15 protein-coding genes are annotated in these 18357 nt (G+C 56.3%); 6 read left to right on the forward strand and 9 right to left on the reverse strand.

From position 1 onward, the window contains the following. Window positions 1-113 precede the first annotated feature (113 nt). Together hfq and hflX are read left to right on the forward strand one after the other, a co-directional pair. Entirely contained in the window at window positions 114-347 is a 234-nt protein-coding gene (hfq, locus tag AAC632_RS09200) for an RNA chaperone Hfq (protein WP_317654620.1), read from the forward strand. Beyond that, a complete protein-coding gene (hflX, locus tag AAC632_RS09205; RefSeq protein WP_340296699.1) occupies window positions 344-1642 on the forward strand; it encodes a GTPase HflX in 1299 nt (432 codons plus the stop codon). Before hfq ends, hflX begins: the two co-directional genes overlap by 4 nt. Here the strand turns inward: hflX and AAC632_RS09210 are convergent. The 3 genes from AAC632_RS09210 to hemB all read right to left on the reverse strand — a co-directional run bounded on the left by AAC632_RS09210 (window position 1639) and on the right by hemB (window position 5825). After that, complete coding sequence (locus AAC632_RS09210) at window positions 1639-4113, reverse strand: penicillin acylase family protein (protein ID WP_340296697.1); 2475 nt, start codon at window positions 4111-4113, stop codon at window positions 1639-1641. The two genes, hflX and AAC632_RS09210, sit on opposite strands and share 4 nt — an antisense overlap. Window positions 4114-4124: 11 nt before the next feature. Further along, complete coding sequence (locus AAC632_RS09215) at window positions 4125-4712, reverse strand: lipid-binding SYLF domain-containing protein (protein ID WP_340296696.1); 588 nt, start codon at window positions 4710-4712, stop codon at window positions 4125-4127. 114 nt (window positions 4713-4826) lie between these two features. Beyond that, entirely contained in the window at window positions 4827-5825 is a 999-nt protein-coding gene (gene hemB / locus AAC632_RS09220) for a porphobilinogen synthase (protein WP_340298737.1), read from the reverse strand. 299 nt (window positions 5826-6124) lie between these two features. Between hemB and AAC632_RS09225 the strand changes: the two genes are divergently transcribed. Together AAC632_RS09225 and mfd are read left to right on the forward strand one after the other, a co-directional pair. Beyond that, window positions 6125-6424 (forward strand): hypothetical protein, encoded by a 300-nt coding sequence (locus AAC632_RS09225; RefSeq protein WP_340296693.1) that lies wholly within the window; start codon window positions 6125-6127, stop codon window positions 6422-6424. Window positions 6425-6504: 80 nt separating this feature from the next. Continuing rightward, complete coding sequence (mfd, locus tag AAC632_RS09230; protein WP_340296691.1) at window positions 6505-9960, forward strand: transcription-repair coupling factor; 3456 nt, start codon at window positions 6505-6507, stop codon at window positions 9958-9960. Here mfd and AAC632_RS09235 read toward each other — a convergent pair. The 3 genes from AAC632_RS09235 to AAC632_RS09245 are packed head-to-tail and all read right to left on the reverse strand — an operon-like array spanning window position 9957 to window position 12600. Next, window positions 9957-11168: a multidrug effflux MFS transporter gene (locus AAC632_RS09235; RefSeq protein ID WP_340296689.1), complete on the reverse strand. Its 1212-nt coding sequence runs from the start codon at window positions 11166-11168 to the stop codon at window positions 9957-9959. The two genes, mfd and AAC632_RS09235, sit on opposite strands and share 4 nt — an antisense overlap. Then, window positions 11165-11818, reverse strand: a complete 654-nt coding sequence (locus tag AAC632_RS09240) for a DsbA family oxidoreductase (RefSeq protein ID WP_340296687.1) — start codon at window positions 11816-11818, stop codon at window positions 11165-11167. The genes AAC632_RS09235 and AAC632_RS09240 overlap by 4 nt, the downstream gene beginning before the upstream one ends. Then, on the reverse strand, window positions 11815-12600 hold the full coding sequence (locus AAC632_RS09245) for a 3-hydroxybutyrate dehydrogenase (RefSeq protein WP_340296685.1): 786 nt from the start codon (window positions 12598-12600) through the stop codon (window positions 11815-11817). Before AAC632_RS09245 ends, AAC632_RS09240 begins: the two co-directional genes overlap by 4 nt. Window positions 12601-12856: 256 nt before the next feature. Between AAC632_RS09245 and AAC632_RS09250 the strand changes: the two genes are divergently transcribed. After that, window positions 12857-14668, forward strand: coding sequence for an extracellular solute-binding protein (locus AAC632_RS09250; protein WP_340296683.1), 1812 nt, complete (start codon window positions 12857-12859; stop codon window positions 14666-14668). A gap of 58 nt (window positions 14669-14726) precedes the next feature. On the opposite strand, the gene AAC632_RS09255 is transcribed toward AAC632_RS09250, so the two are convergent. The 3 genes from AAC632_RS09255 to AAC632_RS09265 form a co-directional block, all read right to left on the reverse strand. Beyond that, window positions 14727-15440 (reverse strand): DUF502 domain-containing protein, encoded by a 714-nt coding sequence (locus AAC632_RS09255; protein WP_340242733.1) that lies wholly within the window; start codon window positions 15438-15440, stop codon window positions 14727-14729. A gap of 94 nt (window positions 15441-15534) precedes the next feature. Beyond that, window positions 15535-16446 carry a pseudouridine-5'-phosphate glycosidase gene (locus tag AAC632_RS09260; RefSeq protein WP_340296681.1) on the reverse strand — a complete coding sequence of 304 codons (912 nt, stop codon included), beginning with the start codon at window positions 16444-16446 and terminating at the stop codon, window positions 15535-15537. A gap of 2 nt (window positions 16447-16448) precedes the next feature. Then, window positions 16449-17339 carry a PfkB family carbohydrate kinase gene (locus AAC632_RS09265; protein ID WP_340296679.1) on the reverse strand — a complete coding sequence of 297 codons (891 nt, stop codon included), beginning with the start codon at window positions 17337-17339 and terminating at the stop codon, window positions 16449-16451. 220 nt (window positions 17340-17559) lie between these two features. Between AAC632_RS09265 and rpsB the strand changes: the two genes are divergently transcribed. Continuing rightward, window positions 17560-18351 (forward strand): 30S ribosomal protein S2, encoded by a 792-nt coding sequence (gene rpsB / locus AAC632_RS09270; protein ID WP_340296677.1) that lies wholly within the window; start codon window positions 17560-17562, stop codon window positions 18349-18351. Window positions 18352-18357 lie beyond the last annotated feature (6 nt).

Below are 18357 nucleotides of genomic sequence, written 5' to 3' on the forward strand. Positions count from 1 at the left end.
TATTTTGGAAGTTTTAAATCGGGGTTTAATTTTCCCAAAATTAACTTCATACTTGACGCAATCTGACAGTGTTTGGAGCCAACCAAACAGCACAACGATAAGGCGAAACTAAAATGGCCGACACGAAAACAAACTTGCAGGATTCTTTCCTGAACCATGTGCGCAAGGCAAAAGTGCCTGTTACAATTTTCTTGATTAACGGGGTGAAGCTGCAAGGCGTCATCACTTGGTTTGATAATTTCTGCGTGCTTCTGCGCCGCGATGGCCAGTCGCAGCTTGTCTATAAGCATGCGATCTCCACGATTATGCCCGCGCAACCAATCAGTCTCTATGAAGGCGAAGAGTGACGCCAAAAAAGGGCCGTGATGAAGGTCTGACCAAGGGCGCGGATCTGCGCGCCTTTGTTCTCCACCCTGACATCCTGAGCGATAAAAACCGTCCCGAACCCACCGCAGCCCTTGAGGAGGCGGTGTCGCTTGCCATGGCGCTGCCTGATCTTGAGGTTGCCCTGTCTCAGGTGGTGCGGCTGCCGGCGGCTAAGCCGGGGCGTTTGTTTGGCACGGGCAAATTGGCAGAATTGAAAGATCAAATCAAAGAACATGATGTGGGTCTTGTCTTGATCAATGGCGCAGTGACGCCCGTGCAGCAGCGCAATTTGGAAAAGGATTGGGGGGTTAAGCTGCTGGATCGGACGGGCCTGATCCTTGAGATTTTTGCAGCCCGCGCCGCCACCCGCGAGGGGGTGTTACAGGTCGACTTGGCGGCCCTGTCCTATCAGCGCACCCGCCTTGTGCGTGCATGGACGCATCTTGAACGTCAGCGGGGTGGCTTGGGGTTCGTGGGCGGCCCTGGCGAAACCCAAATTGAGGCAGACCGCCGTGCCATTGACGCGCAAATGGTGCGCCTGAAGCGGCAATTGGAAAAGGTGGTCAAAACTCGATCTTTGCATCGCGCTGCGCGCGCCAAAGTGCCTTATCCCGTTGTGGCCTTGGTGGGATATACCAATGCGGGGAAATCCACGCTGTTCAATCGCGCAACCGGTGCGGATGTTTTGGCGCAAGATATGCTTTTTGCCACGCTTGATCCAACCATGCGCGCCATTCATTTGACTGATGGGTCAGAGGTGATCTTGTCTGATACGGTTGGCTTTATCTCGGATTTGCCGACCCAATTGGTGGCGGCCTTTCGCGCCACCTTGGAGGAGGTTTTGGACGCTGATCTTATTTTGCATATGCGCGACATTTCGCACCCGCAAACCGAGGAACAGGCCGCCGAAGTGCATTTGATTCTTGAGCAATTGGGGGCGTCCAAGGATGTGCCGCAGATCGAAGTATGGAATAAGATCGACCGACTTGGCCCTGAGGCGCAGGACAGTTTGCGCGTGTTAGCCGCGCGGCGCACTGATGTTGTCGCAATGTCTGCATTGACAGGCGAGGGGGTAGATCACCTGCACCGCATGATTGCAGCGCAACTGGCCCCGCCAAAGATCACCGAAACCTTGCATCTGCCCCATTCCGCTGGCCGCGCGCGTGCATGGCTGTTTGAGGAGGGCGTGGTGCGCGAAGAGCAGGTTGATGATCAGGGCCAGTATTTCACAGTCGAATGGACTGCCACCCAAAGTGCGCGGTTTTCAAAACTTTAGCGCGGGATCAAGGTTGTGATCCCAAGGTTTCCTGCCCGCGCAAGGGTTGGATCAAGGCTCATGGGAAGGTATTCACCGCGCCGCCACAGTTCAGATAAGTCGTCATAATGACGGCTTAACGGATGGCCTGATTGGCCCGTGGAAATGACAAAGACACTGCTGTCGAGATCGGCAAAGTCATACACCCCGCGATAGCCTGCAGCGTGACGATTTTCATAGGGCGCATCCCCCTCCCATGAAATGGCCCCGCGCATCAGGCTATGCGGGCCGCCCGATGTGGATTGGCGGATATTCACAATCCACGAAAAAAGATCGGTTTGGCCCAAGACGGGGTGACGATGCACCGCCTCATGTGCCGCGCCCCACCGCCAACTGTCCAAATTCGCACCATATGTCTCGCGCAATTCAAGCAAGGCACCGTCAAGCGCGGCCTCTGCGATTTCAGGGCAGGTCTCAACGCGCGATGTTGTTCGCAGATCACACCAGACCGCTGCGCCATCGATGTTACGGAACACGCGCTCGATAAAAATTGGTTCAACCGCATAAAATTGATCAGCCAAGGGGCCGATATCGTCACGGATCAGCCGCTGTTGCAGCGCGCGCATCCACGCGATGTAGATCAATGGCTCGGGCATATGCTTGTTCATATTGCCGTCCCAATCCGCCAAACGCTCCAAGGCGCGGGCGCGCATCCGCTCGGGCGTGCCTTCGGGGGCGGTTGTGCTTGTGAACCACAACTCCGCCCCAACCAAAGGCAGAATATTCACAGCCGCAGCAGAGACGGGATCAAGCTGCGCTTCGCTGAAACTATCGCGCGTATGCACTGCGCGCATTTGCATCAGTCGCTGCCAGCGCAATACGCGCTGCGTATCGCCCCAATTATAGCTCAAATGATCTGGAAAGGCGCGGTCTATCGTTTTGTTATTGGTGTTGCCAACAATGCCGCCCTCTGGGTTCACAAAGCTCGGATTAGCCTCAGCGGGCATCATGCCGCGCCATCGGTTCTGGTCAAGCCATCCTTGCGCAGGGATGCGCCCTTGACCAATCATCTCGGGATTGCGGCGGGGTTGGCGGCCAATGACCTGCAGCGCAATATTGCCCGCACTATCGGCCAAGGTCAGGTTTTGCGAAGGCGCGATGTGACCGCGCGTGGCGCGAATGGCTGCATCCACGGATTGCGCACGCATCAAGGCAAGCCCCGCTTGCAAACTTGTATTGCGGGGGTTGAGCGCCGTCCATGCCAAAGCCATGACATGGTTTTCAGGCGTGACCGTTCCCAAATCCCAATGGGTCGCAGGGATGACAGGGCCATTTCGGCTGTTGCGCAGAGTGATGGTTACAGGCGCACTATCTGCGACCTGAATGATTTCTTGGCGCGTCTCGAAGGGGATAAACTCCGCCCCCGCGCGGTAAAGCGTGGGATCGTTTGGATCAAGTTCTTCAACGAAGAGATCCATATCATCGATATAGGCCGAAGTCATGCCCCATGCCAAACGATCAGACCGCCCAACGGCCACGATGGGCATACCAGGAATGGTCGCCCCAATCACCCCGCCTGAGGCCAGTTCAAGCCGCGCCAGATACCAAATCGATGGGGCGCTTAAACCCAAATGGGGATCATTGGCCAGAAGGGTCGCGCCGCTTGTCGCGCGAAACGGGGCTGCGGCCCATGCGTTTGACGCCCCCGCAAGGCCGCGGGGCGCCACAGGATAGAGCGGATCCTCGATGCGCGGCGTGGTTGTGAGTTCGGCAAAATCACTGGGATCTGCGTTGAATAGGCTTGCATATTGCGGCAGCGCCGCAATGCCCGCACCCGGAGCATCGGGCAGCAAATCACGAATGCGTTCAGGGCGATCTAGGGCCAAAATCGCGCGGGCCCGTAAGACATCGCTTTGCGCTTGGTCACTCAAGGTGAGGGCCATCAACATTGAGATGGCGATACTGTCTTGCGGCCGCCATGGGGCGATATCGGGCTCGAACAAGAACAATTCGGGCGCACCACGCCCTAAGGCCTCGCGCGCGATTTGATCCAACCACCCATTAACCCCTGCGGCATAGGCCTCGAAATCGTTGCGGGCGGCTGCCGAGTAATTGGCATAAGATGCTTCTGCATAGGCCTCAAGATCAAGGCGGCGCATGAGGTCATCGCTGCGCAGGCTGCGGTCTCCGAATATTTCAGAAAGGCGGCCTTGTGCTGTGCGGCGCAAAACCAACATCTGCCACAGCCTGTCTTGCGCATGCGCAACACCAAGGCCGTAGAAGACATCTTGGTCGGTCATCCCAAAAATATGCGGGATTGCCCCCTGGGCGCGCACAATCTCGGCGCCGTTTTCCAAGCCCGCCATGCGCCATGTGGCGTTATATTGGGGCAGGGATCGCGCGGCAAACCAATAGGCAATCGTGGTTGCAACCACGACCACAAAGATCACCACTGAGGTGATCCGCACAAACCAACGCAGCAGCGACCCCATTGCCCTGTCAGTTACGGGATGATGCGCGAGTAGCGCGTGCCTTCAAGCGTGGCGCCCGCAATCAGCCCCGCCTGACCAAACACGACCGCAATCACGGGATTCGTCAGGGTGTTGCTGTCAATGCCCAAAGATGCACCGCTTGCGTTAAAGGCATAGCGCACATCGGCACCAACCGCCCAACCCGGCGAGCCACGGAACGAGCTGAGCGCCTCTTCGGTCATGAAAAACAGCGCATGTGCATATTGCTGCGCGCCGATCTGAAATCCGAAAGATCCGCTGATTGCGTTGTAATAATCAACCGTTGCGCCATTGATACGCAATGCGCCGCGTCCATAAGATGCGCCAAAGCCAAAGCCAGCCTCGGTGACCAATGGCATGATCAGAACGCCAGCCGCGTTATAGGCCAGTTCTTCTGTTCCTGGAATTTCTTGGAACATGAATTCCTGCGCGCTGTCCACACGTGCATCCAGACGCTGCGAGGCTTGCGAATTCACCCCATTGCCGCAGGCCGCCAAGAGCGGCACCGCTGTCCCACCAAGCACAAAATTGCGGCGGGTCAGAATTTGGGGCGAATGAGATTGTTTTGTTTCACTGCTCATATGTGACCTCATTCCCTGTAATGTCTCTGCCCATCTTTTACGGGGTTGCGCGCGGTTTGTCATGAGCAAAGCGGCGCAATTTGATCAAATGACGCAGGTTTGAGGTGTTTTTGCCTAGCCCTGTAGGATCGCCGCGACCCGTGGGGCGAAATAGGTCAGCACACCATCACATCCTGCGCGGCGGAAACACATCAGGCTTTCAAGCATGACTTTTTCGCCATCAATCCACCCGTTCGCCGCGGCGGCCTCGATCATCGCGTATTCGCCTGAGACCTGATAGGCATAGGTCGGCGCGCCAAAGCGGTCTTTGACCGCGCGCGCAATGTCGAGATAGGGTTGGCCTGGTTTCACCATAACCATATCCGCCCCTTCCATCAAATCGCGCTCAACGCAGGCCAAGGCCTCGTTGCGATTGGCGGGATCAATTTGATAAGTTTTTTTATCGCCTTTCAGCGCACCAGACGCACCTACCGCATCACGAAATGGCCCGTAATAGCTTGAGGCAAATTTGGCCGCATAGGACATAATCGTCACATTGCGGTGGTTTGCCCCTTCAAGCGCGCTGCGAATGGCGCGGATGCGGCCATCCATCATATCCGATGGCCCCAAGATATCTGCGCCTGCCTCGGCCTGCGCCAATGCCATTTTCACCAATGCCTCAACGGTTTCGTCATTGATGATTTCACCATCGCGCACATAGCCATCATGCCCGTTGATATTATAAGGATCGAGGGCAATATCGGTCATGACCGCAATATTGGGGGCGGTCTTTTTAATGGCGGCAATCGCGCGATTGGTCAGGTTTTTAGGGTTCCACGCCTCGGCGCAGTCCTCGGTTTTAAGCGCGGGATCTGTATAGGGGAACAGGCAGATCGCGGGAATGCCAAGCGCCTCAGCCCCCTGCGCAGCTTTGACCACCAAATCAAGCGACAAACGATTGACCCCAGGCATGGAAGCGACAGGTTCGCAAACCCCTTCGCCATCGCGCAAAAACACGGGCCAAATGAGATCATTGACGCTTAATTCCACCTCGCGGGTCAGATTGCGCAAAGCGGCGCTTGCGCGGGTGCGGCGATGACGGGCGAGGGGAAACGGGGCTTGGGTCACGCTGATCTCCTTGATCCTATCTGTCTCAAATTTCTGACAGGTCACAGGAGATTTCTCAAGGCTAGAAAAGGCCATAATTGCCGCGTAGAAGGGGGCGGGGTGCGAAAACAGGGCCAAGAAAATCAGTGTAGTTTCTCGATCATATAATCACGGTTTTGGATTTCTCCGCTTTTGAGGCGGTGTGGTATTGGGTCTTATTTGCGCTTTTGTGGTCACATTGGACACAAACCACGCTTGGTGTGCCCTTTGCCATGATCCGCCGTGCCGAATCGGGGGATGAAACTGCGTGAAGCGATGCGCTGCAATTGGCCGAGATCACCGCGCGTGATTTGCGCGGCCTCGATGCACAGCCTGGGCCAATATTGGTGACGCTTTTAGGGCCGATCTTGGGCTTTCTGGCTGCGCTTGGCTTTTATTATGACAGTCCTTTGGTGCAGTCGGTGTTCTTTCTTGTAATGCCCGCCGTAGGTGTCGGCTATTTGCGCAATCGTTTGGCGCAGGCTTGGCCGCAGATCCCGCCACAGGATCAGATCCGCGCATTGATGCGCCATCGCCGCCGTTTGCAATTCCTTGGCAGCGTGTTGATTTTTTTCACGGCGATTTAGGGCGTGTTTTTCCTTCAACGTGTGCCGCAATCACCGCTTTGATCTTGACACGCGGGGCTGCCCCTTTACCTGACGCTTCCATGTCACACGCAAAACCCCAACCCGCCCATATTCGCGCCTCTGGCGTGCCCGAAGGATATGACGCGCAGATGATCCTGCGCGAATTAGAGCGCGCGGGGTCTGATGAGGCAATGGTGCTGCATATTGCGCGTGACGACAAACGTGCTGAAAGCATTGCCGTCGCGCTGCAATTCTTTGCTCCTGATCTTACCCTTCTGCGCTTTCCCGGCTGGGATTGTTTGCCCTATGATCGCATCTCCCCCAACGCCGAGATTTCAGCGCGGCGCATGGCTACCTTGGCGCGGTTGGTGCAGGGCGGGATTGGGCCTGCGGTTGTTTTAACCACGCTTAATGCGGCCACGCAATTTTTGCCCCCGCGCGATTTGCTGCGTGAGGCGGCCTTTCACGCCACTGTGGGTCAGCGCATAGACGAAGACGCCTTGCGCGCCTTTTTGGTGCGCATGGGGTTCACGCAAACTCCCACTGTGACCGAGGCGGGGGATTATGCCCTGCGCGGCGGGATTATTGACATTTGGCCTGCGGGAACGCCGCAACCCTATCGGCTTGACCTTTTTGGTGATGTTCTTGATGGGCTGCGCAGTTTTGACCCTGTAACGCAGCGCAGTCTTGAAACCCTGACCCATTTATCGCTTTCGCCCGTCTCCGAGGTTGTGATGGACGAGGCCGCAATCACGCGGTTTCGACAGAATTACCGCATCGAATTTGGGGCTGCGGGAAATGATGATCCGCTCTATGAGGCAGTCAGTGCGGGGCGTAAATACCAGGGCGTGGAACATTGGCTGCCCTATTTTCACCCCAAGCTTGAGACCTTGTTTGATTATCTGCCCGATGCCGTGGTCACGATGGATGACCAGACTGTGCCGCAGTACGCCGCACGATGGGAGACGATCAGCGATCAATATGACACGCGCAAAACGGCATTGACGCAAAAGGGGCGGTTGGACAGCGTCTATAAACCTGTGCCGCCTGACTTGCTCTATCTTGACGAGACGCGGTTTGCCGCCGCCTTGGCGCCGCATCGGGTTTTGCATTTCTCACCGCTGCCTGCCGCCATGGGCCCGAATGTGATTGATGCAGGCGGGCGTGTCGGGCGCAATTTCGCGCCTGAACGGCAGCAAGAGAATATCAATATATTTGAGGCGCTTTGCGATCATATCCGCGATATACGCCAATCGTGCGCGGTAATTTTGGCCTCTTGGTCAGAAGGGGCGCGGCAACGCCTGATGCAGATTTTGACCGATCAAGGCTTGTCTAGTTTGGTCAAGCTTGATCATTTCACGACTGATCTGCCCAAAGGCAGCATCTCTTGCGTGATCTGGCCGCTTGAGGAGGGGTTTACCGCCCCCAATCTAGCAGTGATCTCAGAGCAAGATGTGTTGGGCGACCGGCTGATCCGTCCCCGCCGCAAAACAAAACGTGCCGAGAATTACCTGACCGAGGCGCAAAGCCTTTCAGCGGGTGATATGGTGGTGCATGTTGATCACGGCATCGGGCGGTTCAAGGGGCTGGAAACCATCACCGCCGCAGGCGCCCCGCATGAATGTTTGGCGCTTGAATATGCAGGCGGGGATCGTCTGTTCTTGCCCGTTGAGAATATCGAACTTCTCAGTCGCTATGGCCATGATGAGGGTCTGCTTGATAAACTTGGCGGTGGCGCATGGCAGGCGAAAAAGGCGCGGATGAAGGAACGCATCCGCCTGATTGCGGATAAGCTGATCCGGATCGCCGCAGAACGCGAATTGCGCCAAGCGCCGATTTTGGGCACGCCCGATGACATGTGGGAGAATTTCTGCGCCCGCTTCCCCTATGAGGAAACCGAGGATCAGCTGTCTGCCATCGCGGATGTGGTGGAAGATTTGGCCCGTGGCCGCCCCATGGATCGCTTGATCGTTGGCGATGTTGGGTTTGGCAAAACCGAAGTCGCCATGCGCGCGGCCTTTATTGCGGCGGCCTCTAGCCTGCAGGTGGCGGTGATCGCCCCCACGACATTGCTTGCGCGTCAACACGCCCGCACCTTTGCCGAGCGGTTTCGTGGCTTCCCGCTTAAAGTTGCGCAATTGTCTCGCTTTGTGTCCGCGAAAGAAGCCGCAGAAACCCGCGCAGGGTTGGCGGATGGGACAGTGGATATTGTCATCGGTACCCACGCGCTCTTGGCCAAAGGGGTGCGCTTTGCCAATCTTGGGCTTTTGGTGATAGATGAAGAGCAACGCTTTGGCGTGAACCACAAAGAGCGGCTCAAAGAGTTCCGCTCTGAGGTTCATGTGCTGACCCTATCGGCCACGCCTATTCCGCGCACATTGCAGATGTCGCTTTCTGGTGTGCGTGACCTTAGCCTGATTGGAACGCCGCCGGTTGATCGGTTGGCTATTCGGTCTTATGTCAGCGAATTTGACGCGGCCACCATCCGCGAGGCGCTGTTGCGCGAACATTATCGCGGTGGTCAGTCCTTTTATGTTGTGCCGCGTATTGAAGACTTGCCCGAGATTGAAACCTTTCTACGGGATCATGTGCCAGAGGTCAGTTTCGTGGTGGCGCATGGCCAGATGGCCGCAGGTGATCTCGATGATCGCATGAACGCGTTTTACGATGGCAAATACGATGTTCTGCTTGCCACAACGATCATTGAATCGGGAATTGATATTCCGACCGCCAATACGATGGTCATTCACCGCGCGGATATGTTTGGTCTGGCGCAGTTGTATCAGATCAGGGGCCGTGTCGGGCGCGCGAAAACCCGCGCCTACGCCTATCTGACGACCAAGCCGCGCGAAAAATTGACCCCCGCCGCTGAAAAACGCCTCAGGGTGTTGGGCAGCCTCGACAGTCTTGGTGCAGGCTTCACCATTGCATCCCAAGACCTTGATATTCGCGGGGCAGGCAATATCGTGGGTGAGGAGCAATCGGGCCATGTCCGCGAGGTGGGGTTCGAGCTGTATCAATCCATGTTGGAGGAGGCGATTGCCGCGATCCGTTCTGGTGCGGCCGAAAGCACCGTCAGTGACGGGCAATGGTCGCCGCAGATCAATTTGGGCGTGCCCGTCATGATCCCCGAGGCCTATATCCCCGATTTAGATGTGCGGCTTGGCCTCTATCGCCGCCTGTCGCAATTGGAAAGCAAGGTCGATCTCGAAGGGTTTGCCGCCGAGATGATTGACCGCTTCGGCCCGCTGCCGCGCGAAGTTAACACGCTGCTTTTAGTCATGCGTATCAAGGCGATGTGTAAACGCGCCCATATCGCTAAGATGGATGCGGGGCCCAAAGGGGCGACTTTGCAATTCCACAATGACAAATTCCCGAACCCTGCGGGCCTTGTGGCCTTTGTCGAAAATCAGCGCGGGTTGGCCAAGATCAAAGAGAATAAAATCGTCATTCGCCGTGACTGGGCCAAGGATGCCGATAAGATCAAAGGGGCCTTCGTAATTGCCCGCGATCTGGCCGAACAGGCGCAGGGCTAGCCCGCCTGTTCGGATTTCGGCATCATTTGCATCAGCCCCACGGCGATTGCGGCAAAGAACAGCGCGAATGAGATCAGGGGCAGGGGCGTGCCGTCAAAAAACTGGCCCACAATCGCCCCCAGAACCGCGCCGCCGATGGTTGCGATGGCGCCCATCATCGAACTGGCCGTGCCCGCGATATGACCCAAAGGCTCTAGCGCGAGGGCGTTCAGATTGCCCAAGGTAAAGGCCGCAGCGGCAAAGATGGTCAGCGTCCATGCAATATAAAGCGCAAAGCCTTGCCCAGCCTCAAAGATCAGGCCAAAGGCCAATAGCGCGATGCTGCTGTTGAACAGCACCACAAATAACGTACCTCGCACCATAGCGCGCATACCAAATCGCATAACCATTTTGCCGTTGATCGGCCCTGATGGGGCAGCCATCAATGCAATCGCACAAAACCAGAATGGAAATTCAGCGCCGCGTCCAAAGCTGAGGTCAAACACCTGCTGAATGGAGGAAATCACCCCAAAAAGCGCCCCGAATATGCAGGTTTGCACAAGAATAGAAAGCTGCATTTGGCGCATGCCAAGGGCGGTCGAAATGGCGGATTTGAGGGCGGCAAGATTTGGCTTTTGCCGCCGCTCGGGCGGTAGCGTTTCGGGCTGCCGCAGACCCAGCCATGATACCGATAAAAGGATAAAGACCAAAAACGCCACGAAGATCGCCCGCCAACCAAAGCCCGCGATAATCGCCGCACCGATCAACGGGGCGATGGCGGGGAAAATGGTGAAAACCAACATAGCATAGGACACAATCTGCGCCATCGCGCGGCCCTGATAAAGGTCGCGCACCATTGCCAAGGTCACAACACGCGGGCCTGCCGCACCGATGCCCTGCAAAACGCGCGCCGCCAAAACAAGCTCGAGAGAGGGGGCATAATGGGCCAAGATCGCCCCAAGCGCGTAGAACCCTGCGCCGAGATAAATCACGGGCTTGCGTCCCAAAGCGTCTGAAATTGGGCCAGCGATGAAAATTCCGATCCCCATGCCAAAGATAAATGATGTCAGGATCAATTGCGCGCGGTTGATGTCATCTGGCGAAAGCTCGGCCGCGATTTGGGGCAGGGCGGGCAGCATTGCATCCATCGAAAAGGCGATGGTTGCAAAGAGCACCCCCATCATCGCTGTAAATTCAAGCTTTGACGGGGATTTTGAGGCAGGGGTCATTCGGGGGCCGTTTCTTGGACTTGTTGGTTCAGCTCATCAATCACATTGCGCCAGAAATCGCTAGGCTGTGCTCCGGTAACAACGTGTTGATTGGCGATAATAAAACAGGGCACCCCCGTCACCCCACGGGTGCGGGCATGTTGGTCGCGTGCGGTGATGTCGGCCTGATCCGCATCACCCGCTAAGAGGCGCGCGATCATTGCGCGGTCAAGACCGATCTCGCTTGCAATACCCTCTAATACATCTTCGGCACCGATATCGCGGTGGCTAATGAAATACGCCTTGAAAATTGCCACCGCAGCCGCGGTTTGGCGCCCCTCCAGCCCCGCCCAATGGATGAGGCGGTGCGCGTTTAATGTATTGGGAGTGCGGGGAATAGCGGCAAAATCTATCGACAAACCCGCTTTTTCGGCATGTTCCAGAACGGGGGCATAGGCGGTGGCGGCATTGGCCCGCCCGCCGAATTTTGTCTCAAGATAGGTGGCACGATCCATCCCTTGGGGCGGCATATCGGGGTTCAATTGGAACGGATGCCATTCGACCACAAAGGGGTGGTCTGCGCGCTGTTCCATTGCGCGGGCAAGGTTTGTCCAGCCAATATAGCACCACGGGCAAATCGGATCGGATAGGATGTCGAGTTTGATGCTCATAGGGCTATCCAACCGCCATCAACGGATACGGTTGTTCCTGTGATCTGATCGGCTGCGGCGCTGCACAGAAACGCAACTGTGCCGCCCAGTTGTTCAACTGTGGCGAATTCTTTGGAAGGTTGGCGGGCCAACATCACATCACGAACAACTTGGTCACGGCTCATATTATGCGTTTTCATTTGATCGGGGATTTGGGCCTCGACCAATGGCGTCAAGACATAGCCCGGGCAAATGGCGTTTGCTGTGATGGGGTCTTCGGCGGTTTCAAGGGCGGTCACCTTGGTCAGGCCAACGACCCCGTGCTTTGCCGCCACATAGGCTGATTTATAGGGCGAGGCGGTTAATCCATGCGCCGAGGCGATATTGACCACGCGCCCCCAACCCGCCTTGCGCATCATCGGCAGCGCCACAGCAGTGGTATGAAACGCGGAGGAGAGATTGATCGCGATGATCGCGTCCCATTTTTCGGGTGCGAAGCCCTCAATCGGGGCGACATGTTGAATGCCCGCATTGTTAACAAGAATATCACATCGCCCTGCCGCCTCAATCAGGGCGCGGCATTGATCGGGCTTCGACATATCTGCCGCGATATAGCGCGCGCTGATGCCATGACGTTTGCCTAAATCAGCCGCCAGAACATGGTCTTCGGGGCGGTCCGTAAAGGAATTGAGAACAACATCCGCGCCCGCCTGCGCCAGTATCTCAGCCACGCCCAGCCCAATCCCCGAGTTTGAACCCGTGATAACAGCGGTTTTTCCTGAAAGATCAGTCTGTAATGCCATGGTAAGAATCTCCTGCGGCTCGAATATGGGGGAGGGGGCCTAGACCCGCTGCCGCAGAGAAAACCCCAAAAAAAACGCCGGCACAAGGCCGGCGCAAGTTATTGAGGCAGGTTTCATACAGGCAAGAAACCTATCGAGCAGTGCGTTATGTATAACCATGTTTGCGGTAGAGTTCCAAGAGAAAAGTTTGCGCTTCTTGCGCCAAGCCCCTAGCATTGTTCCTATAATTAAAAAGAAAACGGGGATTGTTTTCAAAATGGCACGAGTTTGTTTCAGACGTTTTGGGGTATGGGTGGGGGCCGCGATTATCGCTGTGTCAACCGCACATGCCGAACCGAAACATGGCATTGCTATGTATGGCGAGCCAGCCCTCCCACCAGATTTTGTGCATTTACCCTATGCAAATCCAGATGCGCCAACAGGCGGGCGGATCGTGACAGGCGAGGTTGGGGGCTTTGACAGCCTCAACCCGCATATTCGTTTGGGCAGCACGCCATGGCAATTGCGGTTCTTGGCTTATGAATCGCTTTTGATCCGCTCTTGGGACGAACCGTTCACGCTTTATGGCCTGTTGGCCGAATCGGTTGAGGTTGATCCTGCGGGATTTTGGGTTGAGTTCACGCTTAACCCTGCGGCGCGATTCTCGGATAACAGCCCTGTCACAATGGAAGATGTGGTTTGGTCATACGAGACTTTGGGCACCGAAGGGCATCCGCGCTATCTGAATGCGTGGCAGAATGTCGAAACAATCGAGGCGCTTGATGAGCGCCGCTTGCGGATCACGTTCAAGGAAGCTGATCGTGAAATGGCGCTGATCATGGGCCTGCGCCCCATTTTGAAAAAGGCGCAATGGGACGGGCAAGATTTTCAAGCCTCAGGTTTGGATGTGATTCCCATCGCTTCGGCACCTTATTTGGTTGATGATTTCGAGGCGGGGCGTTTTGTGTCCTTACGCCGTAATCCTGATTATTGGGGGGCGTACTTGCCCGTGCGCCGTGGCACAAATGTGATTGATGAAATCCGCTTGGAATTCTTTGCCGATGGCAACGCCATGTTTGAGGCTTTCAAAGCGGGTATTGTGACGACAATGCGCGAAACAAACGCGGCAAATTGGGCTGAAAATTATCGATTCCCCCGCGTGCAATCGGGCGAGGTTATTCTTTCCGAAGTGCCGCATCAACGCCCCTCTGGAATGAATGGGTTGGTCATGAACACGCGCCGCGCGGCCTTTTCCGATTGGCGCGTCCGCGAGGCGATGATCCAAGCCTTTAATTTCGAATATATCAATCTCACCTTGAATGGCGGGGTCGAGCCGCGGATTACCTCTTATTTCTCAAACTCGCCCTTGGGCATGCGCGATGGGGCGGCTACGGGCCGTGTGGCCGAGTTCCTTGCGCCGTTTGAGGCGGATTTGCTGCAAGGGGCGCTTGAGGGCTATGCTCTGCCACAAACCGATGGCACCGAGGCCAATCGCGCAGGCATTCGCAGCGCAATGGCCCTGCTTGAGGAGGCAGGATATCGCGTTGAAAATGGGGTGATGCAGACGCCTGAAGGGGCGCCTTTTACCTTTGATATTCTACTCTCCCAAGGGTCGACCGAGATGCAATCCATCGTGAACATTTATGTCGAGACTTTGGCACGGCTTGGGATTGTTCCCACAGTTACCACTGTTGACAGCGCACAATATCGCGAACGGATTGATAATTTTGACTTTGATATAACCGATATCACCCGTGGTCTGTCGCTTAGCCCTGGCAATGAGCAGCGGCTTTATTGGGGTTGTGATTTGGCGGAAACCACAGGATCACGCAATTTGATGGGGGCCTGCCATCCTGCGATTGAGGCGATGATTGACCAAATGTTGACCTCGGCAAGTCAAGAGGATTACCGCGCGGCTGTCCTCGCCTTGGATCGCGTGCTGATGAGCGAGCGTTATGTAATCCCGTTTTGGTATTCGCCAATCAGCCGCTTGGCGCATAATGCAGAGCTGAAATTCCCCGACTACATCCCGATTTATGGCGATTGGATCGGATGGCAGCCCGATGTCTGGTGGGTAGAGGAGCAATAAAAAAGGGCGGTCGGAGGGCCGCCCTTTTTTAATGTTTTAGGCTGATGCGGTCGCGGGTCTATTTTGCGGTCTTGGACGCGGCCATAGCCTCGACCGCTTTTTTTGCATCCTTGCCATTAGGGTAGACAAGCCCGGCGGAAATGATCAGCTTTGCTGCGTCCTCGACAGTCATATCCAGTTCAATCGTATCCTTGCGAGGCACAAAGAGCAAAAAGCCTGATGTCGGATTTGGTGTGGTGGGCAAAAACACGGAAATCAGATCATCGCCAAGCTTTTCGGCCACTTCACCCTTGGCCTTGGTCGAAACAAAGGCGATGGCCCAGATACCTTTGCGCGGATATTCGACCATGCAGGCACGGTCAAAATTCTGCTCACCTTGTGCCAAAACAGTTTCAACAATTTGTTTCAACCCTGAATAAACAGAGCGCACAAGCGGGATCGACAAAACCAAACTTTCGGCCCAACGGATCAGCGAGCGGCCAATGAGGCCCTTGGCAATCCAGCCAACAATCACCGCAAAAACGAGAAAGGTCGCCACGCCAAGGCCGCGAATATCAACCTGAAGGCCCGTGTAATGTTGGATCAAAAGCAGCGGGTTATAGCGGCCTGGAATAAAGGGCAAAACCCAACTGTCGATCCATCCGATCAGCGTCCAGACCAACCAAATGGTCACCGCAATCGGGGCAATGACCACCACGCCTGTAAAGAAATTATTGCGTAGGGCGGCCAAGATACCGCGGCGTGGGGGTTTGGGATTTTCGGGCAATTGCATGATGCGGGGGCGCGTTGGGGAACCGTTAAACCTGTCTCGATCAGATGTAAGGGGGTTTCGTTAACCTTACAAGAGGCAAGGGACGGTGGGGCCGTCAGGGTTCCATTGCCATGGCCAGCGCAATCTGCGCGCCAAGGCGCGCATTGTTACGGATCAGGGCAATATTGGCTGCAAGGCTTGCCCCTTGGGTGGCCTCTAGAATTTCAGCGAGAAGAAAGGGGGTCAGTGCCTTTGCGGTGATGTTCTGTGCATCGGCCTTGCGCACCGCATTTTCGATCACAGGCGCAAGGGTTTCGGCGGCGATTTCATCCGCCACAGGAATTGGGTTTGTGATCAATTGCCCGCCATTCAGCCCCAATGTCCCGCGCATCAGATGGGCGCGGGCGATCTCTTGGGGGCTGTTCATTTGCAGGGGCGCGCGAATGCCACTGTCGCGTGACCAAAAGGCGGGGATCATCTCTTGGCCATAGGCAATGACAGGCACGCCCAATGTTTCGAGCGTTTCAAATGTTTTGGGCAAATCCAAAATGGCCTTTGCCCCCGCACAGACCACCGTCACAGCCGTTTCGGCCAGTTCTGGCAAATCGGCAGAGATGTCAAAACTGTGCTCCGCCCCGCGATGCACGCCCCCAATGCCCCCCGTAGCAAACACGCGAATGCCCGCAAGATGGGCGCAGATCATTGTTGCGGCCACTGTGGTGCCACCTGTCTGGCCAAGAACAAGCGCCGCCGCCAAATCAGCCCGCGAAAGTTTCGCGGTCCCCGTGACCTGCGCAAGGTTGCGCAACTCTGCCTCGGAAAGCCCAATTTTAATTTCCCCCTGAACCACTGCGATTGTGGCAGGCACCGCACCCTGATCTCGAATTTCGGCCTGAACGGCCTGTGCGGTTTCAAAATTGGCAGGGTAAGGCATGCCATGGGTGATGATGGTGCTTTCAAGGGCAACTACAGCGCCGCCTGTCTTTAGGGCATGTGCAACATCCGGGGCGATGGTGAGGGGAAGCATGCTTAATCCTTTCCTGCCACATAAGCGGCGGCTTCGATGAGTGCAAAAATTTGCGCCTCTTGACGCGATGCACCACCTGTTTCGGCGGCGATATGGGCGGCCATGAACCGATCCCCTGCACCTGTCGCGCGGGTGGCGGTGACCTGTGGTGGCGTGCCCGTCACTGTTTCAGCGCCCGCCTTGGCGTCTACAGTCAGGCCCGCACCATCGGTCACTATCACGCGCGCAGCCCCCGCCGCGATCAGCGCATCTGCGGCCTCTGTGGCCGAGAGGTCAGGCGCTTGCCCTGCAATCAAACAGGCCTCACGGCGATTGACATAAAGGCTTGCCATTGGGTGATGCAAAAGCGGGCAAAGACGCGTGGCCTTGTCGGGTGATGCGGGCGCGATGCGTAAATCCGCCGCCTGAAAGGCAGGGGCATCCGCGATATAAGCCAAAAGCGCCTCGGTCAAATTGCCATCAAGCGCCACTACGCCTTGATATGGGGCCGCTGCATCCCCCAAGGGGCCATGCTCTAGGGGGGCTAGAATCTGCGCGCCTGCGGCCTCAAGGCCATGTGCATCGGCGATGGCAGCCATCACTTGGCCTTGCGCCTCAATCGCCATGTAGTGGTCGGTCGGCCATTCAGAGCTGCGAAAAATATGGTCGCAATTCATGGCGCGCTTTTCGCAAAAGGCCAGCAAATCCGCGCCTTCGGCATCACGCCCGATCATGGTCAGCAAAACGGGCTGCATCCCATAGGCGGCAAGCCCGATGGCAATATTCAACGCCACCCCCCCAGGGATGCGCTTAATACGCCCCGCAACATCATCGCCAAGGGCCATAGCCGTATCTGTGCGACCAATCATGTCCCACAGAACCGCTCCGATGCAGATAATGCTGTTCTTTGTCATGGCTGCGTCTCTATCCCGCCTATGGGCCTACGTCTATGCCTCAGCAGTGCTGTTGTAGATGGCCCTTGCGGGCAGGGGAAAAATGCCCTAAAGCGCGCGTGTCCGACAGGGCAATTCACAGGCGTGGGCGGGTCGCATAGGGGAGACATCCCTATCGATCCACCGGTTGGGGCACGGCCCCTGATCCCTCGCTCAGGCGCAAACCGGAAAGGAAACTATTATGGCGCTTCCTGATTTTTCTTTGCGTCAGCTTTTGGAAGCTGGCGTTCACTTTGGTCACCAGACCCATCGTTGGAACCCTCGCATGGCCCCGTATATCTACGGCGACCGCAATGGGATTCACATTCTTGACCTGACCCAGACTGTTGACCTGCTTGAGCAGGCTTTGGTTGCTGTGCGCGAAACTGTTGCCAAAGGCGGCAGCATCTTGTTCGTAGGCACCAAGCGTCAGGCACAGCGCCCCATTGCCGAAGCGGCAGAGCGTTGCGCACAGTATTACATGAACCACCGTTGGTTGGGCGGCACGCTGACCAACTGGCAGACTGTTTCCAACTCGATCAAGCGTTTGAACGAGATTGATGAAGCGATGCAAAATGGTATTGAGGGCCTGACCAAGAAAGAGCGTCTTGGCATGGAGCGCGATCAGGCGAAGCTGCAAGCCTCGCTTGGCGGTATCCGCGAAATGGGCGGCCTGCCTGATCTGATCTTTGTGATTGACGTCAACAAAGAAGACCTCGCCATTGCCGAAGCCAACAAGCTGGGCATTCCTGTTGTGGCGGTTGTTGATAGCAACTGTTCGCCCGCAGGCGTGGATTACGTCATTCCTGGAAATGATGACGCGGCGCGTGCCATCAGCCTTTACTGTGATCTGATCTCGCGCGCAGCCCTTGATGGGATGAGCGCGCAGATGGATGCAGCTGGCGTTGATCTTGGCGCAATAGAAGAGACTGTCGAAGAAACCTTGGCCGAAGCAGCACCTGCTGAAGAAGCTGCAGAAGACGCTTCTGCCTAAGGGGTT

This window comes from Roseobacter sp. HKCC-CH-9351, from assembly GCF_037830295.1.
Lineage (GTDB): Bacteria > Pseudomonadota > Alphaproteobacteria > Rhodobacterales > Rhodobacteraceae > M30B80.